General features: G+C 62.4%; 14 protein-coding genes. 6 read left to right on the top strand and 8 right to left on the bottom strand.

The window, feature by feature from the left end:
* Window positions 1–2: 2 nt before the first annotated feature.
* Window positions 3–704, bottom strand: coding sequence for a 3-oxoacid CoA-transferase subunit A (locus tag AAEO81_RS16960; protein WP_341958030.1), 702 nt, complete (start codon window positions 702–704; stop codon window positions 3–5).
* A 542-nt stretch (window positions 705–1,246) separates the two neighbouring features.
* Entirely contained in the window at window positions 1,247–2,926 is a 1,680-nt protein-coding gene (locus AAEO81_RS16955; protein WP_341958028.1) for a methyl-accepting chemotaxis protein, read from the bottom strand.
* A 317-nt stretch (window positions 2,927–3,243) separates the two neighbouring features.
* Here AAEO81_RS16955 and AAEO81_RS16950 point away from each other — a divergent pair, with 317 nt between their 5' ends.
* The 4 genes from AAEO81_RS16950 to AAEO81_RS16935 are packed head-to-tail and all read left to right on the top strand — an operon-like array spanning window position 3,244 to window position 12,252.
* Complete coding sequence (locus AAEO81_RS16950) at window positions 3,244–4,500, top strand: efflux RND transporter periplasmic adaptor subunit (protein ID WP_341958026.1); 1,257 nt, start codon at window positions 3,244–3,246, stop codon at window positions 4,498–4,500.
* Window positions 4,497–7,688, top strand: a complete 3,192-nt coding sequence (locus AAEO81_RS16945) for an efflux RND transporter permease subunit (RefSeq protein WP_341958024.1) — start codon at window positions 4,497–4,499, stop codon at window positions 7,686–7,688. The genes AAEO81_RS16950 and AAEO81_RS16945 overlap by 4 nt, the downstream gene beginning before the upstream one ends.
* Window positions 7,685–10,792: an efflux RND transporter permease subunit gene (locus tag AAEO81_RS16940; protein WP_341958022.1), complete on the top strand. Its 3,108-nt coding sequence runs from the start codon at window positions 7,685–7,687 to the stop codon at window positions 10,790–10,792. The genes AAEO81_RS16945 and AAEO81_RS16940 overlap by 4 nt, the downstream gene beginning before the upstream one ends.
* 17 nt (window positions 10,793–10,809) lie before the next feature.
* Entirely contained in the window at window positions 10,810–12,252 is a 1,443-nt protein-coding gene (locus tag AAEO81_RS16935; protein ID WP_341958021.1) for an efflux transporter outer membrane subunit, read from the top strand.
* 705 nt (window positions 12,253–12,957) lie between these two features.
* Here the strand turns inward: AAEO81_RS16935 and AAEO81_RS16930 are convergent.
* Window positions 12,958–14,781, bottom strand: a complete 1,824-nt coding sequence (locus tag AAEO81_RS16930) for an NAD(P)/FAD-dependent oxidoreductase (RefSeq protein WP_341958019.1) — start codon at window positions 14,779–14,781, stop codon at window positions 12,958–12,960.
* Window positions 14,782–15,036: 255 nt separating this feature from the next.
* Here AAEO81_RS16930 and AAEO81_RS16925 point away from each other — a divergent pair, with 255 nt between their 5' ends.
* Window positions 15,037–16,950, top strand: coding sequence for a sigma-54-dependent Fis family transcriptional regulator (locus AAEO81_RS16925; protein WP_341958017.1), 1,914 nt, complete (start codon window positions 15,037–15,039; stop codon window positions 16,948–16,950).
* Window positions 16,951–17,035: 85 nt separating this feature from the next.
* Here AAEO81_RS16925 and AAEO81_RS16920 read toward each other — a convergent pair whose 3' ends face one another.
* The 3 genes from AAEO81_RS16920 to xth form a co-directional block, all read right to left on the bottom strand.
* The gene (locus AAEO81_RS16920) at window positions 17,036–18,331 is read right to left on the bottom strand and encodes a sorbosone dehydrogenase family protein (RefSeq protein ID WP_341958015.1); all 1,296 of its coding nucleotides are present in this window, start codon (window positions 18,329–18,331) and stop codon (window positions 17,036–17,038) included.
* Complete coding sequence (locus AAEO81_RS16915; protein ID WP_341958013.1) at window positions 18,328–18,756, bottom strand: DUF2231 domain-containing protein; 429 nt, start codon at window positions 18,754–18,756, stop codon at window positions 18,328–18,330. The genes AAEO81_RS16920 and AAEO81_RS16915 overlap by 4 nt, the downstream gene beginning before the upstream one ends.
* Before the next feature lie 136 nt (window positions 18,757–18,892).
* Window positions 18,893–19,729 (bottom strand): exodeoxyribonuclease III, encoded by an 837-nt coding sequence (xth, locus tag AAEO81_RS16910; protein ID WP_341958011.1) that lies wholly within the window; start codon window positions 19,727–19,729, stop codon window positions 18,893–18,895.
* A 185-nt stretch (window positions 19,730–19,914) separates the two neighbouring features.
* Between xth and AAEO81_RS16905 the strand changes: the two genes are divergently transcribed.
* Window positions 19,915–20,148 (top strand): hypothetical protein, encoded by a 234-nt coding sequence (locus tag AAEO81_RS16905; RefSeq protein WP_341958007.1) that lies wholly within the window; start codon window positions 19,915–19,917, stop codon window positions 20,146–20,148.
* 66 nt (window positions 20,149–20,214) lie between these two features.
* Here the strand turns inward: AAEO81_RS16905 and AAEO81_RS16900 are convergent, their stop codons facing one another.
* The gene (locus tag AAEO81_RS16900; protein WP_341958005.1) at window positions 20,215–21,837 is read right to left on the bottom strand and encodes an MFS transporter; all 1,623 of its coding nucleotides are present in this window, start codon (window positions 21,835–21,837) and stop codon (window positions 20,215–20,217) included.
* Between the two features lie 152 nt (window positions 21,838–21,989).
* The gene (locus AAEO81_RS16895; RefSeq protein WP_341958003.1) at window positions 21,990–23,486 is read right to left on the bottom strand and encodes a CoA-acylating methylmalonate-semialdehyde dehydrogenase; all 1,497 of its coding nucleotides are present in this window, start codon (window positions 23,484–23,486) and stop codon (window positions 21,990–21,992) included.
* Between the last annotated feature and the right edge of the window lie 38 nt (window positions 23,487–23,524).

Below are 23,524 nucleotides of genomic sequence, written 5' to 3'. Positions count from 1 at the left end.
CCTCAGACGGCAGTGGCGGTGGCGGAAGGAGAGACGGCGTGGCCCGGCACGGCCACCAGGCGCTGGACGAAAATCCCGGGGGTGATGATGTGTTCCGGGTCCAGTTGGCCCAGTTCCACGATTTCATCGACCTGAGCGATGGCGACTTTCGCAGCCATCGCCATGATCGGCCCGAAATTACGTGCCGCCTTGCGGTACACGAGGTTGCCCCAGCGGTCGCCCTTGTGGGCCTTGATCAGGGCGATGTCGGCGTGGAGGGGCATTTCCAGCACGTAGTCCCGGCCATCGATGACGCGGGTTTCCTTGCCTGCGGCGAGCAGGGTGCCGAAGCCGGTGGGCGAGTAGAACGCGCCAATGCCCGAGCCCGCGGCACGAATGCGTTCGGCCAGGTTGCCCTGAGGCACCACTTCCAGTTCGACTTTACCGGCGCGGTACAGCTCGTCGAACACGTAGGAGTCCGACTGGCGCGGGAAGGAGCACACGACCTTGCGTACGCTGCCCGCCTTGAGCAATGCCGCCAGGCCGTGATCGCCGTTGCCCGCGTTGTTGCTGATGATGGTCAGCTCCCGCGCACCCGTGGCGATGACGCCATCAATCAATTCGGACGGCATGCCGGCACTGCCGAAGCCCCCGACCATGATGACGGCGCCATCACGTATGCCTTCCACCGCAGCGGCGATGGATTCGAATCTCTTGTCAATCACGGACAGCTCCTCGTTCTGAAAGGGCGGCGTCAGGAAGGGGGCACTCACGATCCCGGTTACTTCGACTGCGCGGCCACATGTAAGCGACCGGCGCATCACACCATAAAGTGCATGGGCGGAGGGGGCTGCCGAGGCGAAGTTGGGCGATTATCGGACGGGATTTTGGAGGCGTAGACGAGGGCAGGGTGAGATACGAGCCAACTGTAGGAGCGAATTCATTCGCGAGAGGCCCGCTTGGTCGACAGAGCTGTGTGGCCTGGCCCACCTTCGCGAATGAATTCGCTCCCACAGACATGCGTGAGGTCCAAGGCGAGTGGTCGACGCAAAAACCTGTGCAAGGACTCACACCTGAAATACCCAATCACGCGGTTTCTGTGGGAGCAGCCGGAGGTTACGACGGCCGCGAAAGCGGTGGGCTGAAAAGAGTGAGTCACCTGACACGCCGCCTTCGCTGCCGTCGTAACCTCCGGCGTCTCCCACGGGTCGTTTATCAAGCCTGGAGCAAGTGGCCGACGCAAAAGCCTGTGTGAATCACCGGGGGCTCACACCCTGAACTGGCCAACCGCCGAGGTCAGTTCCTGGCTGAGCAGCGACAGCTCCCGTGCCGTATTGGCCCCCTGTTGCGTGTCTTGGGCGACGGTTTCGATAGAGGATGCAATCTGCTGAACGCTGCGGTTGATCTCTTCGGAGACGGCGGTCTGTTGTTCGGCGGCGCTGGCGATCTGGGCGTTCATGGCGTTGATGGTGGAAATCAGCGCGCCGATGGCGTCCAGCGAGCTGGTGGCCCGGGCGGCCTGTTCGCGGGTCTGGTTACCCGCGTCACTGGACTGCTTCATGGCGCTGACGGTGTCGACCGTGCCTGCTTCCAGTCGGCCGATCATGCCGTGAATCTCTTTGGTGCTCTCCTGGGTGCGGCTGGCCAGCGCCCGAACTTCATCCGCAACCACCGCAAAGCCACGACCCGCTTCACCGGCCCGTGCGGCTTCGATGGCGGCGTTGAGGGCCAGCAGGTTGGTCTGTTCGGCGATGGCGCGAATCACCCCGAGCACCCCGGCGATGGCGTCCACCTCGGTTTGCAATTTTGTCAGGGAGGTGCCGCTGACGCGCAGGTTGTCCACCAACCCGTGAATGCTGTCGACACTGGCGCTGACGATCTGCCCGGCGGACGCCCCCTCGTGCTGCGCCTGATTGGCTGCCCGAGCCGCTTCCTGAGCGTTTTGCGCCACTTGCAGCGCGGCGGCACTCATTTCGTTGATCGCCGCTGCGACCTGATCGGTCTCCTGACGTTGCAGGTCCATGGCCCGTTCCGAGCGCTGCGCCTGATCGGTGACCCCCGTCACCAACGTGTTCAAGCGCAGGGTCATGCCGGTGACGTTGCCGATCAGTCCCTGTATTTTCTCGACGAAACGGTTGAACGCCACCGCCAGTTCGCCGAGTTCATCGTGCCTCGTCACAGGGAGTCGACGGGTCAGGTCACCGTCACCCGAAGCGATGTTTTCCAGCTGCAGGCGCAGTTGCAGCAGCGGATTGAACAGGCGTTTCACCTGCCACGCGGCCAACAGCGCCAGCAGGATGGACGCCACGATGCTCAGCGCCAGGATTTGCCACACCAGCTCCGCGCGACGGGACTTGAGCTCGTCGCTCACTTGGGCGACCTGAGCATCGATGTCGTCCATGTTCACCGCCGTGCCGATCATCAAATTCCATTTTTCGAGGTACAGCGCATAGCCGATCTTGGGCACGACCTTGTCGCTGTTCGGCACCGGGAAGCGATACCGCTGATAGTGCGACCCGGCCTTGGCCACCCGCACCAGTTCGTTGATCACGAACACGCCATCAGGGTCGCGAAAGTTGCTGAAACTCTCGCCAATCTTCACGTCCTTGTCAGCCCAGAACACTCGCACGCTGTTGGCGTCGTAACCGAAGTAATAACCGTCGGTGCCGTAACGCAGTTGTTTGAGGACATTGACGGCCTTGTCGCGCGCGGTCAGGTCGCCGGGTGCGGAGGCGTCGTAAAGGGAGGCGATCGCACTTTGGGCAACCTGGACCGAATGTTCCAGGGCGTTTTGGCGATCGGTGATCAGAGTACGGCGCGTGTCGTTGATCTGGTCGTCGGCGGTTTTCTGCAACAGCATCACCGCCAGACCCGTAATCAGCACGGCGAGCAATAGCGCAGGGACAACGCACAGCAAAACGACTTTGCTACGGATAGAAAGGGTCATGTTTTCAGCACCGGAAATTTGTTATTGGGGTCGGCACGAAGGCAGCCTGATGATAACCAGCATGTAACAGATTTGATGCTCGTAGTAGTACGTAGGAATGTTTGAGCCGTATTAGACATCTGTCTAATTGAATAGTAGGGATGGAACTTTCTGGCGATAAAAATGACGGGGCTTTCACAATGTAAATAATCTGAAAAGGTCATCTTTACAGCTTGTTACAACTCTCCATGGAGGGCTAAATGACACTACACCGACCGCGTTCCAAGCCGCGTCGTTGACCGTTGCACGCGTTATCCCTTGTCCAGCAGAAGTCCCCCATGACCCAGATCCCGGCAGCCCGTTCACGCAAGCGCATCCTTGTCATTGCGCTCCTGATAGTCGCAGCCCTCGTCGCTGTCTTTCTTTACCTTCGGCACACGCCCGCCAATGCGCCGACCCAGCGTGACGGCAGCGCCGTGCCTGCCAGCCCCGGCGGACGTCATGCCGGGCCGGGGATGACGGACCCCAACGCCACGGTGAGCGTGGCGGTCGGGACGGCAGCAGCAGCGGATGTACCGGTGATTCAGCAGGCGCTGGGCACGGTGATCCCGAATTATTCGGTCACGGTCACCAGCCGTGTCGACGGTGAGCTGATGGCGGTGTACTTCACTGAAGGCCAGTACGTGAAAAAAGGCCAGTTGCTGGCGCAGATCGACCCTCGAGCCTATCAGGCCACGCTCGATCAGTACCAGGGCGACATGGCCCAGAATCAGGCGCTGCTCAAAAGCGCGCAACTGACTGCCGAACGGTATAAACGGCTTTTCGCCAAGGACTCGCTGGCCAAACAGGACCTGGACACCCAGATGGCCACGGTCGGGCAGTACGCCGGTGCGGTGAAGGCCGATCAGGGCCAGATCGATGCGGCGAAACTGAACCTGGTCTACGCCAAAATCGTCTCGCCCATTGACGGCTACGTCGGCCTGCGCCTGGTGGACCCCGGCAACATCGTGTCGTCCAGCAGCACCACGGGCATCGTCACCGTCACCCAGACCAACCCCATCGCCGTGACGTTCAGCCTGCCGCAAGCGCAATTGGCGTCGCTCTTGCCGAAAGTGCGCAAAGGCGAATCGCTGGGCGTGCAGGCCCTCGATCAACTCGGCACCACGCCGTTGGCCAGCGGCACACTGAAGTTCATCAGCAACGAAATCGACACCAACACCGGCAGCATCAAACTCAAGGCGCAGTTCGATAACCCGGATGAAAAGCTCTACCCCAACCAGTTCGTCAACGTGAAGCTGACGACCGACACCCTGCACAATGCCGTCGTCGTGCCATCAGCCGCCGTGCAGTTGAGCAGCACGGGCGAGTTTCTGTATGCAGTGAAGGACGGCAAGGTCAACCGTCGCAGCATCAAGGTCGGCCCCGTCATGGGCGATCAGACCGTAATCACCGAGGGCGTGGCGCTGGGCGAGCAGGTGGTGACGCGGGGCATCGATCACTTGCGTGACGGCAGCAAGGTCGAAATCGAGAAGGCCGGCACGGACATCGCCACCGAAAAAACCGGCAAGCGTACTGCCGGTATCACCGCCCCATGAACCCATCACGGCTGTTTATCCAGCGTCCGGTCGCGACGATGTTGCTGATGCTGGCGGTGATGCTGGCCGGTATTTTCGCCTACCGTTTGCTCGCGACCTCGGCATTACCCGAAGTCGATTACCCGACGATTCAGGTCAGTACGCTCTATCCCGGCGCCAGTTCCAGCGTGTTGGCGTCGGCGGTCACTGCACCGCTTGAACGCCAGTTGGGCCAAATGGCCGGTTTGGCGCAGATGTATTCCACCAGTTCGGCGGGGGCCTCGGTTATCACGCTGAAGTTTTCCCTCGACCTGTCACTGGACGTTGCCGAGCAAGAAGTACAGGCCGCAATCAACGCCGCCAACAGCCTGCTGCCCAGCGACTTGCCGAACCCGCCGACGTACAAGAAGGTCAACCCCGCCGACACCGCCGTGCTGACCCTCGCCGCCACGTCTGACAGCCTGCCGCTGACTCGCGTGCAGGACCTGATCAACACCCGCGTCGCCCTCAAGCTGTCGCAGATTTCTGGCGTCGGCATGGTCAGCCTCGCGGGCGGTCAGCAGCCAGCGGTGAAAATAGAGGTCAACCCCACCAGCCTCGCAGCCCACGGCCTGACGCTGGAAGACGTCTACGACAAGGTCAACGCCGCCAACGTCAATGGCTCCAAGGGTGGCTTCGACGGGCCGTCGCACTCGATCACCATCGACGCCAACGACCAGCTGCGGGATGCCGTGGAGTACGGCGAACTGGTCCTCGCCTACGAAAACGGCTCGGCCCTGCGCCTCAAGGACGTCGCCACCACCGCCGAGGCGCCTCAGGACCAGTACCTGTCCGCCACCGCCAACGGCCAGCCGGCCATTGTCATCGCGGTGCAGCGTCAGCCTGGCGCCAACGTCATCGAAGTGGTCGACAGCATCGAGCAGAAGTTGCAGACCTTGCAGTCGGCGCTGCCGGATTCGGTGAAGCTGACCGTGATCAGTGACCGCACCCAGACCATTCGTGCGTCGATCAAGGACGTGCAGATCGAGCTGATGCTGTCCATCGGGCTCGTGGTGTTGGTGACGTTCGCCTTTCTCGGCAGTTTTACGGCCACTTTGATTCCCAGCCTCGCGGTGCCGCTGTCGCTGATCGGCACGTTTGGCGTCATGTACCTCGCCGGTTTCAGCGTGAACAACCTGACGCTGATGGCGCTGACCATTGCTACCGGCTTCGTCATCGACGACGCCATCGTGGTGGTCGAGAACATTTCCCGGCACCTGGAGGAAGGCGAAGAGCCAATGGCGGCGGCCTTCAAGGGTTCGCAGGAAATCGGCTTCACCATCATCTCGCTGACGTTCTCGCTGATCGCTGTGCTCATTCCGCTGCTGTTCATGGGCGACGTCGTGGGGCGACTGTTCCGCGAATTCGCCATCACGCTGGCGGTGGCGATTCTGGTGTCGATGATCGTCTCGTTGACCCTGACCCCGATGCTCTGCGCGCACCTGCTGCGCCATGTGCCCGAAGAAGGGAAGGGCCGTTTTGCCGCGTGGGGCGACCGGCAGTACCAAAAGGTGCTGGACGGCTACGACCGGGGGCTGGTGTGGGTGCTGGATCACCAGAAGCTGACGTTGCTGGTGGCAGTCGGCACCGTCGCGCTCACCGCGTTTTTGTACCTCGTCGTGCCCAAGGGCTTCTTTCCGACTCAAGACACCGGGCTGATCCAGGGCTTTACTCGGGCCTCTCAAGACGTGTCGTTCAGCGAAATGGCGCGGCGGCAGCAGGCGATGGTGGAGGTGGTGCGTCAGGATCCGGCCGTGGCGTCGGTGTCGTCCACCATCGGTGTCGATGGCAACAATGACTCACTGAACAATGGGCGCTTGCAGATCGACCTCAAGCCCTTCGAAGACCGGGACGAAACCGCCACTCAGGTCATCACCCGTCTGGAAAAAGCCGCCAGCGCGGTGGCCGGGATTCAGCTCAATCTGGTGTCCTCGCAAGACCTCACCGTCGATGACCAACTGACCCCCAGCCAGTACCAGTTCACCCTCGACGATTCGGAAAGCGCGAACCTCTCGGCATTGGTGCCGAAGCTGATGGAGAAACTGCAACAGCGCCCGGAAATGCGCGACGTCATCGACAACCTGCAGGATCAGGGGCTGGTGGCCTATGTCGAGCTGGACCGTGCGGCGGCCATGCGTTACGGGATCAGCGCGTCAGATGTCGATACCGCGCTGTACAACGCCTTCGGCCAGCGCTTGATTTCGACGATCTTCACCCAGTCCAACCAGTACCGCGTGGTGCTGCAAGTGCCGGGGCGGTTTCAGCAGAACCTCGCGGCGTTCGACAACATTTACCTGTCGGCTGCAACGGGCACCACCAACGCCACGGCCACGACCGGCGCGTCGTCGAGCACCAGCAGCACGGCGACGTCCACGACCACCACAACACCTGCACAGATGGTGCGCCTGACCGACATTGCCAAGGTCGGGCAGCGCACCGGTTCGCTGTCGTTGAGCCGGCTGGATCAATTCCCGGCCGTGACGGTGTCGTTCAACCTGGCGGACGGCTATTCCCTGGAGCAGGCGCAGCAGGCCATCGCTCAGGTCATGACCGATCTGGCCGCGCCGACCAGCATTACCCTGCGTTATCAGGGCGCCGCCGAAGCCTTCCAGACCGCCACCGGCAACACGCTGTGGCTGATTCTCGCGGCGCTGGTGACCATGTACATCGTGCTGGGCATGCTCTACGAGAGCTTCATTCACCCGGTGACGATTCTGTCGACCTTGCCCTCGGCGGCCATCGGCGCGTTGCTTGCGCTGTTGCTGACCGGCACCGAATTCAGCCTGATTGCGCTGATCGGGGTGATTCTGCTGATCGGCATCGTCAAGAAAAACGCGATCATGATGATCGACTTCGCCCTCGAAGGCCGTCAGCAGCAACGCCTCAACGCTCGCGATGCGATTCATCGCGCCGCTCTGCTGCGTCTGCGGCCGATTCTGATGACCACCCTCGCAGCATTGTTCGGCGCCTTGCCATTGATGCTGGCGACCGGGGCGGGCGCGGAACTGCGGCGTCCGCTGGGGCTGGTGATCGTCGGCGGGTTGCTGCTGAGCCAGGTGCTGACGCTGTTCACCACGCCAGTGATCTACCTGCTGTTCGATCGCCTGTCGGAACGGGCCAAGGCGCGCTTCAACCGTGGCAGCACCCGCGTTGACCGAGGCGAGGCATGAACCTCTCGCGGCTGTTCATCCGGCGCCCGGTTGCCACCTTGCTGCTGAGCCTGAGCATCACGCTGGCCGGGATTCTCGGCTACACCCTGCTGCCCGTCGCGCCGCTGCCACAGGTGGACTTCCCGACGATCATGGTCAGCGCCTCGTTGCCGGGGGCCAGTCCCGAAACCATGGCCGCCACGGTAGCGACGCCATTGGAACGCAGCCTCGGACAGATCGCCGGGATCACCGAGATGACGTCCACCAGCAGCCAGGGCTCGACCACGCTGATCCTGCAATTCGAACTCGACCGCGACATCAACGGCGCCGCCCGGGACGTGCAAGCTGCGATCAACGCCTCCCGCAGCCTGTTGCCCAGTTCCATGCCGTCGTTGCCGACCTACCGCAAGGCCAACCCGTCCGAAGCGCCGGTGTTGATGCTGGCGCTGACGTCGTCCACCCGCAGCCCCGGCGAGCTTTACGACCTCGCGTACAGCAAGCTGCAACAGAAAGTCGCGCAGGTGAACGGCGTCGGCGAAGTGTCGGTGCGCGGCGGTGCGTTGCCGGCCGTGCGGATCGACATCCAGCCGAACCTGCTGAACCACGCGGGCATTTCGCTGGAAACCGTGCGCACCGTCATCAATAACGCCACCAAAGCCAAGCCCAAGGGCATCTTGCAGGGCGACGGGCAGAGTTGGGTGGTCGACGCCAACGACCAGATCGACAAGGCCGCGGATTACCAGGCGCTGGTGATCACCTACCAGAACGGCAGCGCCGTGCACCTGCGGGACGTGGCCAACGTCTATGACTCGGTGGAAGACGCTTTCGTCGGCGGCTATTACAACGGCCAGCCCTCCGTGACCCTCGGCGTGACCCGCCAGGCGGGCGCGAATATGTTGCAGACCATCGACCGGATCAAGGCGCTGTTGCCCGAATTGCAACGCGAAATCCCCGGCGACGTGCAATTGATCAGCGTCATCGACCGGGGCCCGACGGTACGCTCGTCCCTGCACGACACCGAGGAAACCCTGCTGATCGCCACGCTGCTGGTGATCGCCGTGGTCTTCGTGTTCCTGCGCAACGTGCGGGCGACGCTGATCCCGGCGGTGGTGTTGCCGGTGTCGCTGATCGGCACCTGCTCGCTGATGTATTTGCTGGGCTACAGCCTCGACAACCTGTCGCTGATGGCGCTGATCATCTGCACCGGTTTTGTGGTGGACGACGCCATCGTGGTGCTGGAAAACATCGCCCGTTATCAGGAAATGGGTATGCGCCCGCTGCGTGCAGCGCTGATGGGCACCCGGGAAGTGGGCTTCACGGTGCTGTCGATGACCCTGTCCCTGATCGCGGTGTTCATCCCGATTCTGCTGATGGGCAGCATTGTCGGGCGGCTGTTTCGTGAGTTCGCCGTGACGTTGAGCATCGCGCTGGGGCTGTCGATGATCGTGTCCCTGAGCCTGACGCCCGTCCTGTGCGTGTTGCTGTTGCGCCAACCGGCGCACGATGCCTCTGAGCCGCGGCTGTATCGCTGGATCGAAGCCGGACTGGCCCGAATGCAAGGCGCGTACATCACGGCGCTGGGCTGGGTCATGCGTCACCGGCTGCTGACCCTGTTCAGCCTGCTGCTGACCGTGGTGCTCAACGTGTACCTGTACGCCACGGTGCCGAAGGGTTTCTTTCCGGCCCAGGACACCGGGGTGTTGATGGGCGCGGTGCGGGCCGACCAGAACATTTCGTTTCAGGCCCTCAAGCCGTACCTGATGAAAATCGCCCACGATCTGGCGGCAGACCCCGACGTTGAAGCCGTGATGTCGTCCACCGGCAGCGGGCGGGCAGGCTCGCGCAACACCGGTGACTTCTTCGTGCGGCTCAAGGATTACACCCAGCGCACCAGCAGCGCGGCGGTGATCGCCAACCGTCTCACCAAAGCGAATAACACGTCAGCAGGGATTCAGGTGTTCCTGACCCCGGCGGAAGACATTCGCGTTGGCGGGCGCAGCGCCAACGCCACGTACCAGTTCAGCCTTCAGGCGGACGATCTGGACGTGTTGCGCCAGTGGGAACCGAAGGTCGAGACCGCCTTGCGCGCCTTGCCGGAACTGACGGGCATCGACTCCGATGCGCAAACCGGTGGGCAAGAACTCAAGCTGCACATCGACCGCGCCGCAGCGAGCCGGCTGGGCGTGAGCGTCACCGACATCGACAACCTGCTGAACAACGCCTACAGCCAGCGCCAGGTCGCGACCCTCTACAAAACCCTCAACCAATACCACGTGGTCATGGGCCTGGACCCGTTCTACACCCGAGACCCGACCATGCTCGACCGCATGTACGTGATCAACAGTGACAACCAGCAAGTGCCGCTGACCGCCTTCGCCACCTTCAGCCCGGACAACGCGCCGCTGGCCGTCGCGCACCAGGGCCAGTCGGCCACCAGCACCATCGCGTTCAACTTGCAGGACGGTGTTTCGCTGGATCAGGCGACCGTGGCGATCAACAACGCGGTGGACAAGGTCGGCATGCCCCGCGACGTGCAATACGGTTTCGCGGGCACCGCTCAAGCCTATGCCGCCCTCGCCGCGAGCATGCCCTGGCTGATCGCGGCAGCGTTGCTGGCGGTCTACATCGTTTTGGGCGTGCTGTACGAGAGCTACATTCACCCGCTGACCATCCTCTCGACCTTGCCATCGGCCGGGGTAGGGGCGCTGTTATTGCTCAAGGCGGTGAACATGCAGCTGACGGTGATCGCGCTGATCGGCATTCTGCTGTTGATCGGCATCGTCAAAAAGAACGCGATCATGATGATCGACTTCGCGCTGATGGCCGAGCGAGACCGTCATCTGCCGCCGGAGCAGGCGATCATCGAAGCCTGCCGCATGCGTTTCCGGCCCATCATGATGACCACACTGGCGGCGTTTTTCGGCGCCTTGCCGTTGGCGCTCGGCAGTGGCGGCGACGCCGACCTGCGCAAGCCTCTGGGGGTCGCCATCGCCGGCGGCCTGGTGTTGAGCCAAGTGCTGACGCTGTTCACCACGCCGGTGGTGTACCTCTATCTCGATCGCTTGAGCCGTGCCTCCCGGCACGTCTGGCACACGCGTATTCGCCGCACTCACGTGCCCGGCTGACTGACAGGGTTGAATGAATGAACGCTCCACCGTTTTCCCGTTTGTGTCTTTTCGTGGTGCTGACCAGCGGCCTGTTGAGCGGCTGCATGGTCGGCCCGGATTACCACCGGCCCACCGCGCCGATCTCGGCGACTTTCAAGGAGGCCGAAGGCTGGAAGGCGGCCAGTCCGCAAGACGCTGTGCCGAAAGGTCCGTGGTGGACGCGGTATCAGGACCCGCAACTGAACGCGCTGGTGGATCAGGTGCAGCTCAACAACCAGAACGTCGCGCTGTACGCCGCGCAGTACCAGCAGGCGTTGGCGCTGGTGCGGCAATCTCGTGCAAATCTGTTCCCGACGCTGGACGCCACGGGGTCCGGGACGCGCAGTGAAACGGGCACGGGCTCTTCGTCCGGCACGAGTGGCACCACCGGGGGCAGCAGCGCGGGCGGGGTGCGGAAGGAATATTCGGCGAGCCTTGATTTGAGCTGGGAAGCGGACATCTGGGGCAAGCTGCGCCGGACCACCGAGCAGGACCGCGCCAGTGCCCAGGCCAGCGCGGCCGATTTGGCCAACGCCACCCTCAGTGCGCAATCGTCACTGGCCCAGGATTACTTTCAATTGCGGGTGCTGGACCAGCGCATCGTGCTCTACCGCGAGACCATCGCCGGTTACGAGCGCTATTTGCAGATCATTCAGAACAAGTACGACGAGCAGATTTCATCGCGGGCGGATCTCGCCACCGGCAAAACGCAGCTGCAGAGCGCCCAAGCCTCAATGCTTGATCTGCAGTGGCAGCGGGCGCAGTTCGAACACGCCATCGCGCTGCTGATCGGCAAACCCCCGGCCGACTTTGCACTGGCGGCTGACCCAGCCTGGCAGTACCACGTGCCCAACGTGCCGACGGGTGTGCCGAGCCGCCTGCTGGAACGCCGCCCGGACATCGCCTCGGCTGAACGCCAAATGGCCGCGGCCAACGCGGCAGTGGGCGTGGCGACCGCTGCGTACTACCCCGACCTGACGCTGAGCGCCAGCGGAGGCTATCAAGGCTCGACGATCAGCAACCTGTTCTCGATCCCGAACCGCTTCTGGTCCATCGGACCGAGCCTGACCGGCAACGTCCTCGATTTCGGCGCCACCGAAGCCAGCGTCGATCAGGCCCGCCACGCCTACGACGCGACCGTCGCCACCTACCGCCAGACCGTGCTGACGGGATTAGGGGAGGTGGAGGATTATCTGGTGGAACTGCGCACGCTGGAACCGGAATTGCTGGCGCGTCGCAACTCCGCGCAATCGGCGGAAGAATCGGCGTCGGTGAGTCGGGATCAGTACGAAGCCGGGGTGATCGATTATCTGGATGTCGCGACGACGCAGGCCACCAGCCTCAATGAGCGGCAGACGTTGTTGAGCCTGGTGGCGACGCAACTTACCGCGAGTGTGCAACTTCAAGCGGCACTCGGTGGGGGATGGGAGGGGTTGTGAGGATTTGGCGAGGGTGGTGGCGCGCCAATGCCGAGGGTCCGACGTTGTCCCTGTGGGAGCTGCCGGAGCTGTGCGACGGCCGCGACAGCGGCGTATCAGACCACGCATCTTCCGCTGATCCACCGCTGTCGCTGCCGTCGTCCCTCCGGCGTCTCCCACGAGGGTGGTGGCGTATCGAGAATCGGGGCTGACGCAAGACCTGTGGGAGCTGCCGGAGCTGTGCGACGGCCGCGAAAGCGGTGTATCAGACAACGCATTTTTCACTGACCCACCGCTGTCGCTGCCGTCGTACCTCCGGCGTCTCCCACAAGGGTGGTGGCGTATCGAGAATCGGGGCTGACGCAAGACCTGTGGGAGCTGCCGGAGCTGTGCGACGGCCGCGAAGGCGATGGTTCAGACAACGCATCTTCCACTGACCCACCGCTGTTGCTGCCGTCGTACCTTCGGCGTCTCCCACGAGGGTGGTGGCGTATCGAGAATCGGGGCTGACGCAAGACCTGTGGGAGCTGCCGGAGCTATGCGACGGCCGCGACAGCGGCGTATCAGACCACGCATCTTCCGCTGATCCACCGCTGTCGCTGCCGTCGTCCCTCCGGCGTCTCCCACGAGGGCTGTGTCAAGCCCGAGAGCTGCGACACCTGCTGAACCTGTGGGAGTGGATGACGAGTCCAATGCCGAAACCCGGCATCGGACTGCTTTCTTACCTCAATCGATATGGTGCGTCTCAGCCAGCTTGTACACCGGCGTCGGCAACCCTTCGAACCGCGCTTTCAACTGCAACGCCAGGTACAGCGAGTAATGCCGCGACTGGTGAAGGTTGCCGCCGTGAAACCACAGGTTTTCCTGTTGCGTCGGCTTCCACATGTTGCGCAGTTCTCCTTCATACGGGCCTGGGTCTTTGGTGGTGCCTGACCCCAGTCCCCAGCACCGACCGACCTTGTCGGCCACTTCCTGAGAAATCAGCTTCGCCGCCCAGCCGTTCATGGAGCCGTACCCGGTGGCGTAGACGATCAGGTCAGCCGGCAGACGCGTTCCATCGTTGAGAATGACGGCATCGGCTTCGATCCGCTCGACACCAAGGTTCGGCGCGCTTTTGAGTTTGATCGTGCCATTGGCGATCAACTCGGAGGCGCCAACGTCGATGTAGTAACCCGACCCGCGACGCACGTACTTCATGAACAGCCCGGAATCGTCATCGCCGAAATCGAGCATGAACCCGGCCTTGCTCAAACCGTCGTAGAAATCCTTGTCACGTTCCTGAATGGCTTCGAACACCGGCTTGTGAAAACTCGGCATCACCTTGTACGGGATCGACGCGAACAGCATGTCCGCCTTGTCCGTGGTCAGGCCGCTTTCCACGGCGTCTTCCGAATACAGCCCGCCGAACACCAGTTCCATCAAACTGTCGGAACGCACGATGTGGGTAGATGAGCGCTGCACCATCGTCACGTCGGCGCCGTTTTCCACCAGGTCGGCACAAATATCGTGAGCCGAGTTGTTTGCGCCGATCACCACCGCTTTCTTGCCACTCCACGCATCGCCACCGGGATGACGGCTGGAGTGGTGCTGTTGCCCCTTGAAGGCGTCGGCGCCGGGATACGCAGGAACGTTGGCCACCCCGGACATCCCGGTCGCCAGAATGAGTTGGGTCGGCTGCAAGACGAGACGCTCGCCGTTGCGTTCCACTTCGACGCGCCAGGTCTGGGACGGCTCGTCGAAGCGCGCATTCACGCATTCGGTGCGCGCCCAGTAGTTGAGCTCCATGACCTTGCTGTACATCTCCAGCCAGTCGCCGATCTGGTCCTTCGGCGTGAACACCGGCCAGTGATCGGGGAAGGGCAGGTACGGCATGTGGTCGTACCAGACCGGGTCATGCAGGCACAGGGATTTGTAGCGCCCCCGCCATTGGTCGCCAGGCCGGTCCGCCTTGTCGATGATCAGCGTTGGCACGCCCAAGCGCTTGAGGCGTGCGGCAAGACCGAGACCGCCTTGCCCGCCGCCGACGATCAGGCAATAGGGCTGCGTGGTGATGCCCAGTGACGCTTCTTCATCGCGACGGCGTTCCAGCCAGTTGCGTTTGTCGGCATGGCCATGACCGTGGTTGGCGCCGAATGGACGGCGACGGCCGCTGGGTTCTTCATGGCCCTTCAGTTCACGCATGGTGGTCAACAGCGTCCAGCACACACCGTCCTTGAGACGCACGTAACCCTTGCCGCGCGCTTCGACGGTTTCCAGCGTGATCCAACCTTCCAGCACGCCGTCGTTGAGGGTCGCTTCGCCGTCCACGTTCCAGTGGTCCGGTTTTGTCTGTTCGAGCCGTTCGGTCAACAGGTCGGAAATGGAGGCTTTGCCTTCGAGGGTCACCAGGTTCCAGCTGAACAGCAGCAAATCCCGCCAATAGCATTCCTCTGCGAACAGCTCCAGCGTACCGGGAATGTCTCGCTGGGCGAGGTGATCACTCAGGCGCGCAAGCCAGTCGCTGAGTTGGGCAGTGGGGGTTTGCAACGGGGTTTCAATCGCAACATTCATGGGGCTTCTCCCTGTTTTTTGTTGTTGTGGCCCGTGAGCTGAGCAAACCCCGGGCCACGTCGGAAAAACCGCTCTGGACAGCGCACCGGAGCGACGCGAGCCCACATCCAACGCCCCCGTTGCCAGTGATGTGTCACGCATTTGGAAATCACGCTGAACAAAGTGTCACATTGGGCAGATGAAGCCGCACGGGCTGGCCTTTTCGCCTAAGCTGCGGAATAAAGTGCATACCGATATGCAGCGGAGAATAAAAATATGACGTCCGCATTGCTCAGCGCCCATGCCCAGCAGGTGCTGCAGGCTGTACAGGGCTCGCCGAAGACTGCCGATTTTGCGAAAGACCCCGCGATCACCCGGTCCTGGCGTCGCTGCCTGGACCAACACGGGCTGGACCCGGCCAGCCGACGCCCGCCCAATGTGCTGGAAAACCACACCCTCAACGCCCATCGCGCACCCCTTGAACACATCATCAAGGTGGCGCGCTGGCAGATGAGCAGCCTGCACCAGCAGCTGGGGGGCGATGGCCATGTGGTCATGCTGACCGATGCCCAGGGTGTGGTGATCGACAGCGTGTTCAATGACGCGGAACGCACCGACTTCCAGCGAGCGGGCCTCTGGCTCGGCGCGATGTGGGGGGAGGACGTCGAGGGCACCAATGGGGTCGGAACGTGCCTGGTGGAGCGTCAGCAGGTGACCATTCGCCGGGATGAGCATTTTCGGGGAAAGCACGCCGGGTTGAGTTGTTCGGCCAGTCCTGTGTTCGACGACCAGGGCGAGTTGCTCGCTGTACTGAACCTGTCCTCGGCGCGGGAGGACCAGAGCCCTTCCGCCATGCTGCAAGCGATGGCGTTGACCAACCTGTCCGCCAAACTGATCGAAAACTGTTTCTTTCTGGGCCATGAACCCCAGCTGTACCTCCTTCGGTTTCACCCCGAAGCGCGGTTCGTCGGGCTGCTGGGCGAAGGGCTGGTCAGCTTTGATGACACGGCCCGCATACGTTCGGTGAATCAGGCGGCGCTGGATCTTCTGGGGGCCACGCGGGATCAATTGATCGGGCAGTCCCTGTCGACGATGCTCGAAATGCCTGCTGAGCAGGTCATCCGGTATTCAAGCCATCAGCCCACCCTGTGCTGGCCCATGCGATTGGTCGACGGTCGCCTGTTTTACGGTCAGTTGCGCGCACCCGTTCGCATCGCGACGCCGACGGCTCTCAACGCCAGGCGTGCGCTGCCGCACATCAACGATGACCAGTTCTGCATGGAGGACGAGCGCTTGCAGCGCGGTCTGAGCCGTGCGCTCAGGGTGCTGGAACGGGACGTGCCGGTGTTTTTGCAGGGTGAAACCGGGACCGGTAAAGAGGCATTCGCGGCGGCGTTGTACCGTGCGAGTTCACGATCGAATCAGCGGTTCGTCGCCATCAACTGCGCGGCGATCCCGGAAAGCCTCATCGAAAGCGAGCTGTTCGGCTATCAGGGTGGCAGCTTCACCGGGGCCCGCAAGGAGGGCATGGTCGGCAAGCTCGAACAGGCCCACGGCGGCATTCTGTTTCTCGATGAAATCGGCGACATGCCGCTGGCACTGCAAACCCGGCTGTTGCGCGTGCTTGAAGAGCGGCAAGTGGTGCCGCTGGGCAGCGGTGCGCCACGTCCGATCGACATTCGGCTCATCAGTGCGAGCCACCAGGACCTTCAGGCAAGTGTCGTGGCAGGGCGCTTTCGTGAAGACCTGTATTATCGCCTTGGCGGGTTCACGGTGCAGATTCCACCGCTGCGTGAGCGTTCGGACAAGGGTCCGCTGCTCGACTTTCTGCTGCGCAAGGAAGCTGGCGACACTGCGATCCAGCTGGAACCCGGCGTGCGTGAACACCTGATGGCACAGGCCTGGCCGGGGAATGTGAGGCAACTTCGAATCTGCCTTCGTACGCTGGTCGCACTCGCGTGGGAGGGGCGCATCTCGCTTGAGGATGCGTTGGAGTTGCTTCCTGCCCCACCGGCATCAGAGACCGACTGCGAGGACCCTCTCGGTGCATCGGAGCGGCAGACGCTCATGGCGCTGGTCGATGAAGAGCGTTGGCACATCGGTCGGGTTGCCAGTCGGCTGAACATCAGTCGGAATACGCTGTACCGCAAACTGCGGCAACACGGGATAGCGCGCCGAACGGAAAGCTAGCGTCTGGAAGAGGGGGGAGGGTTGTCAGGACGCGGGAGGCGCTGCCGGAACAGCCGCCTCCCTTTCTGGTATCAAAGATGCAAACTCAACGATTGCGCGTTACACGCCAGACCGTATTGGACAGGTCATCCGCAATGATCACGCCACCGCGAGGGTCCACCGTGACCCCGACCGGCCGGCCTCGGGTCTTGCCGTCGTCACCTCGGAAACCGGTGGCGAAATCCACCGGCTCCCCGGAAGGCTTACCGTTGCTGAACGGCACGAACACCACTTTGTAGCCCACCGGGTTCTCGCGGTTCCAGCTGCCGTGCTCGCCGACAAAAACGCCATCCGCGAACTTGTCGCCAATGGCCGGGATCGAGAAGTCGAGACCCAGCGCGGCCACGTGAGAACCGAGGCTGTAATCCGGTTTGACTGCCAGCGCAACCTTTTTCGGGTCTTGCGGCTGGGCGCGGGTGTCGACGTTCTGGCCCCAATAGCTGTACGGCCAGCCGTAAAACGCGCCTTCACGGATCGACGTCAGGTAATCCGGCACCAGGTCTTCACCCAATTCATCCCGCTCGTTGGCCACGGCCCACAGCACCCCAGTGCCGGGCTGGATTTTCAACGACGTCGGGTTACGGGTGCCCGTGGCGTACGGTTTGTGCGCGCCAGTCTTGGCGTCGATCTGCCAGATTTGCGCCCGGTCCAGTTCGACCTCCATGCCACGCTCGGTGACGTTGCTGTTCGAACCGATGCCCACGTACAGCGTGCTGCCGTCCGGGGTGATGGCCAGTGATTTGGTCCAGTGGTGATTGATCTTCGCTGGCAGCTCGGTGACGGTCACGGGCTCGCCCGTGGCCTTGGTCTGGCCGTCGGTGTAGTCGAAGCGCACCAGCGCGTCCTGGTTGGCGACGTACAGTTTGCCGTTCGCGTAGGCCAGCCCATACGGCGCGTTGAGGTTTTCGGCGAACACGGTCTTCATCTCGTATTTGCCGTCGCCATCGGCATCCCGCAACAGGGTCAGGCGGTTGCCGCCTTTGACCTTTGTGTTGCCTTCGGCCTTGATGTAACTGGCGATCACGTCCTTGGGCTTGAGCTTCGGCGCTTCGGTGCCGCCTTTGCCTTCCGCGATCAGAATGTCGCCGTTGGGCAACACCAGCGTCTGGCGCGGCACTTTCAGGTCAGTGGCAATCGCCGAGATGCTGTAACCCTCGGGCACCTTGGGTTTCTGGTCACCCCAGGCCACCGGCTCGGCGATTTTCATGCTCGGCAGCAACCCGCGTTCAGCCTGGGGCATTTTCGGGTCGGGGCCGTGGGCTTGCGGGTTGTCCTTTCCTGCACCGCAAGCGCTCAGCAGCAGGGACATGGACAGGGCAGTCAGTGCAAAGGCAGGTTTCATCGTGCGTCTCCCGAGCGAAGGTTGGTCAGACCGATCCAGGCGGAAACGATGCTCAGCACGGTCACGATCACCGACAGAATCAGCCCCGACGGCATCACGGCCCAGGCGTCCTTGGCGTGTTCGAATGAATTGATCCAGCCCAGCCCCCACGTGACGAGCAGGAGCAGGAAATACAGGACCGGGCGGCCGGATTTGCGCTCCGCCCGGATCAGGTTGACCAGCGCAAACAGCAACGCCAGGCCACAGAACAGCATGGCCCCGGCAATCAGCCACGACGCGAAATTGCTCCATTGGATCAGGTAACTGTTGTAGTAGGCGATGTCGCTGAGCAGCCCGCCGAGAAACAACGGGACCGTGCCCGCCAGCAGAATCGCGTGAAGCGGGCCGGGGAGGTGGCGGTAGGGGGAGTAGGCAGTGTCGGTCACGTGAGCTCCTTGTCGTTCATCGACCTGTACCAAAGCCGCGAGCAACAGGGCTCGCGAAGGGGATTTGCGCTCAGTGCGCGCGTTAAAAGTGATCCTGAAGCAGACGCGTTAGTTCAACCGATTGTTCGATGACGCTCTATTTGTCGGCGCTTGTCTTTTTCCGCGCGTTTTTTCGAGGTTTGGCTTTGCGGGCGGCACCCAGGCGAATCCAGGTCGGGGCGTGATCACTGGGGTGTTCTTCGCCGCGCACCCAAGCATCGACGCCGGCATCTTTCAGGTGTGGAGCGAGCACCGGATTGACCAACAAATGGTCGATGCGCAAGCCGGAATTCTTCTGCCAGTGCTGACGGAAATAATCCCAGAAGGTGTAGACGCGCTCGTCCGGGTACAGGTGCCGCAGCGAGTCCAGCCAGCCTTGGGCGAGGAGCCGGGCATAACAGTCGCGGCTTTCGGGCTGCAGCAGGGCGTCTTTCAGCCATGAGCGGGGGTTGTAGATGTCTTCGTCCGTGGGCACGACGTTGAAGTCGCCGGCCATCACCACCGGGTGGTCGCTGGCCTGCAATGATTCGGCGTGCTGGATCAGGTGCTCGAACCAGCGCAGTTTGTAGTCGAACTTGGGGCCGGGCTGCGGGTTGCCGTTGGGCAGGTACAGGCACGCGACCACCACGCCATGGGCGGCGGCCTCCAGATACCGCGCCTGGGTGTCCTGTTCTTCCCCTGGCAAGCCTTTACGGATCAGCAGTGGCTCGGTGTCACGGGCCAGAATTGCGACCCCGTTCCACGACGTCTGCCCCAGGTGCAGCGAGCCATAGCCCGCCGCTTCGATCTCGTGGGCAGGAAACGCTTTGTCCGGAGCCTTGAGTTCTTGCAGACAGACGATGTCCGGCTGCTCGCGCTCCAGCCACTGCAACAGGTTCGGCAGCCGGGCACCGATGCCGTTGACGTTGAACGTGGCGATTTTCAGGTTTTTCATGGCGGGCATAGCCTCGAACGATCAGGACCTGTTCATCAGAGGGTGTGCCGTTCACGGAGTTCGCCGCCTTATGACGCTGCCGCACTGTCGAGTGACGACCGTTGGCGAACTTCATCGAACAAACCGTTGGCGGGGGACTTCATATCTGTATGTCGCGACTCATTCGCGGCCTAGCGAGGTGTGCAATGAATCCATCAACAGGCATTCCAGGTGGCACTGAAAACGCGGTCGACTCCATCGAGCCGCTGGAACCCGGCAGACCCGACGTCATCCCCAATCCGCCACCGGGCAGCGACGATGTGGGCGAAGGCGAGGGGGAAATACCCCTGAAGCCCGACGACGAAGCGCCACTGGAGGAGGACATGTCGGACGTCGAGGCCAATGACGCTGTGTCGGCAGAGCATCCGCCGCTGCGGTAACGAGAAAAAACGCGACACACTGGAGGGCGAGCGGGCTCGATCTCCAGTGTGATGCTCATTCGCAGGTCAGACCTTATCGAGGTCTACGTCCTTGGTTTCCTTCAAGAACAGCAGGCTGCAGACCAGGCTCACCGCCGTCACCAGCACCGGGTACCACAATCCATAGAAGATGTCGCCCGTGTACACCACCAGCGCGAAGGAGATGGTGGGCAGCAATCCGCCGAACCAACCGTTGCCGATGTGGTAGGGGAGCGACATCGAGGTGTAGCGGATGCGGGTCGGGAACAGTTCGACCATCAACGCGGCGAGCGGGCCGTAGGTCATGGTCGCAATCAGCATCAGGGCCACGATCACCAGCACCACGCCAGACGCGTTCACCAGCGCGGAGTCAGCCTTGGCGGGATAACCGGCGGCCTTGACTGCGCCGTTCAGCGCGGCTTCGTCGTAACCGGTGATCTGCGTACTGCCCACGGTGACTTGCACGGTGGTGCCCGCGGCCGCGGATTGCGAGGTGTACGGCAGGCCTTGCTTGATCAGCAGGGTCTTGACCTTGTCGCACGGGCTGTCGAATTTCGCCTTGCCCACCGGATCGAACTGGAAGGTGCAGGTCGCCGGGTCAGCCACCACGACGATCGGCGACTGCTGGCGTGCGGCGTCGATCTGCGGGTTGGCGTAATGGCCGAGCATCTTGAACAGCGGGAAGTACAGCACGGTCGCCAGCAGCAGGCCGGTGACGATGATTTTCTTGCGGCCGATTCGGTCGGACAGCCAGCCGAAAAACACGAAGAACGGCGCGCCGATGATCACACTGACGATCAGCAACGTATTGGCCAGTGACGGATCAACCTTCAACACTTGAGTCAGGAAGAACAGCACGTAGAACTGCGCGGCGTAGAACGTCACGGCTTGACCGGCGTTGACGCTGAACAGCGCGATCAACACCACTTTGAGATTGGGCCAGACGGTAAACGAATCGCGGATCGGCGACTTGGACAGCTTGCCTTCGCTCTTCATTTTGGTGAACGACGGCGACTCATGCAGGCTCATGCGAATCCACGTCGAAATCGCCACCAGCACGATCGACAGCAGGAACGGAATGCGCCAGCCCCAGGTGTCGAACCCGTCACCGGCAATCAGGCGAGAGGCCAGCACCACCGCCAGCGACAGCAGCAACCCCAATGTCGCCGTCGACTGGATGAATCCTGTGTGAAAGCCGCGTTTGTTCTTCGGCGCATGTTCGGCGACGTAGGTCGCCGCACCGCCGTATTCGCCGCCCAGCGCCAGGCCTTGAAGCATGCGCAGGACGACAAGGATGATGGGCGCCGCGATGCCGATGCTGGCGTAGCCGGGCAGCAAGCCCACGGCGAACGTCGAGAGGCCCATGATGACGATCGTGGCGAGAAAGGTGTATTTGCGGCCGACCATGTCGCCGATCCGGCCAAAGACCAGTGCGCCGAACGGCCTTACGATGAAGCCTGCGGCGAACGCCAGCAGGGCGAAGATGAACGCGGTGGTTTCGTTTACACCGGCGAAGAACTGCTTACTGATGACTGCCGCCAATGCCCCGTAGAGAAAAAAATCGTACCACTCGAAAACCGTACCCAGGGAAGACGCGATGATGATCTTGCGTTCTTCCTTGGCGGCGCTGCTCGCGTGCGCGGCGCTTTCTTGCTGCACATAACCTGCCATAAGTGTTTTCCTCGGCCCTAAGGCCCCAGCCATTATTGTTTTTATTGCATGTGGAAACGCTGTCTTGCTGCTTACGTATGCACCCGCAGTCTAATCAGCGGGGTTGGCAGGCGCCACGCCCGGGAGCGCGATGGCGCCTGCCTTTCATCGGATCATTTCATGGTCGGCATCGAGAATTCGGCGCCCTCGCGCACGTTCGCCGATGGCCAGCGCTGAGTGATCGTTTTACGTTTGGTGTAGAAGCGCACACCGTCCGGGCCATACGCATGCAAATCACCGAACAGCGAGCGTTTCCAGCCACCGAAACTGTGGGAGGCAACGGGGACGGGCAGCGGGATGTTGATCCCTACCATGCCCACTTGAATCCGGTCACTGAAGTACCGCGCCGCTTCACCGTCGCGGGTGTAGATGCAGGTGCCGTTACCATATTCGTGGTCGTTGATCAGCTTCATGGCCTCGTCCATGGTCGCCACGCGGATGACCTGCAGCACCGGGCCAAAAATCTCGGCCTTGTAGCTGTCCATGTCGGCGTTGACCGCATCGATCAGCGTCGCGCCGACGAAGAAACCGTCTTCATGACCCGCCACGCGGGCGTTACGGCCATCGACGACGATTCGCGCACCCTGAGACTCGGCGCTGTCGATGAAGCCCACGACCTTGTCGCGGTGGGCGGCGGTGATCAGCGGGCCGAAGTCGTTGCTGGCGTCGGTGTGGACACCGAATTTCAGCCCTTGCATCGCTTCGGTGAGTTTGCCGATCAGCGCGTCCGCCACGGCATCGCCCACGGCAACGGCCACCGACAGCGCCATGCAACGCTCGCCGGACGAGCCAAACGCGGCGCCCAGCAACGAATTGACTGCGTTATCGAGGTCCGCGTCGGGCATGACGATGGCGTGGTTTTTCGCGCCGCCCAGCGCCTGGCAGCGTTTGCCCTGGGAAGTGGCGGTGCGGTAGATGTACTCGGCGATCGGCGTCGAACCGACAAAGCTGACGGCCTTCACGCGAGGGTCGAACAGCAGGGCGTCCACGGCTTCCTTGTCGCCGTTGACCACGTTCAACACACCCGCTGGCAGGCCGGCTTCGTGGAGCAATTGCGCGATGTAGAGGGTGCTGCTCGGGTCGCGTTCGGAGGGTTTCAGGACAAAGGTGTTGCCGCAGACGATGGCCATCGGCAGCATCCACAACGGCACCATCACCGGGAAGTTGAACGGAGTCACGCCTGCCACCACGCCCAGTGGCTGGAACTCGCTCCAAGAGTCGATGTTCGGGCCGACGTTACGGCTGTGCTCGCCTTTCAGCAGCTCCGGCGCACCGCAGGCGTACTCGACGTTCTCGATCCCGCGCTGCAATTCGCCCGCGGCGTCATGACTGATCTTGCCGTGTTCCTGGCCGATCAGTTCGCAGATTTTATTCGCGTTCTGCTCCAGCAATTCCTTGAAGCGAAACATGACCCGCGCACGTTTGGCGGGCGGAGTGTCGCGCCACGCGGGAAACGCCTCTTCGGCGGCGGCGATGGCCGCCTGCACGGTGACGGTGCTGGCCAGTGCCACTTGCGTGTTGCTCTCGCCGGTGGCGGGGTTGAAGACCGCTTGGGTGCGGCCATCAGGGGTGGTCGTTTCGCCGTTGATCCAGTGTCCGATAACGCTCATGAATGTGCTCCGTCTATCAAATAAGGTGGGAGAGGCAG

Source organism: Pseudomonas sp. RC10, assembly GCF_038397775.1.
GTDB classification, from domain to species: Bacteria; Pseudomonadota; Gammaproteobacteria; order Pseudomonadales; family Pseudomonadaceae; genus Aquipseudomonas; species Aquipseudomonas bambusae.
The sequence above is the reverse complement of the archived record's forward strand: the minus strand, read 5'-3'. Positions and strand labels throughout refer to the sequence as shown.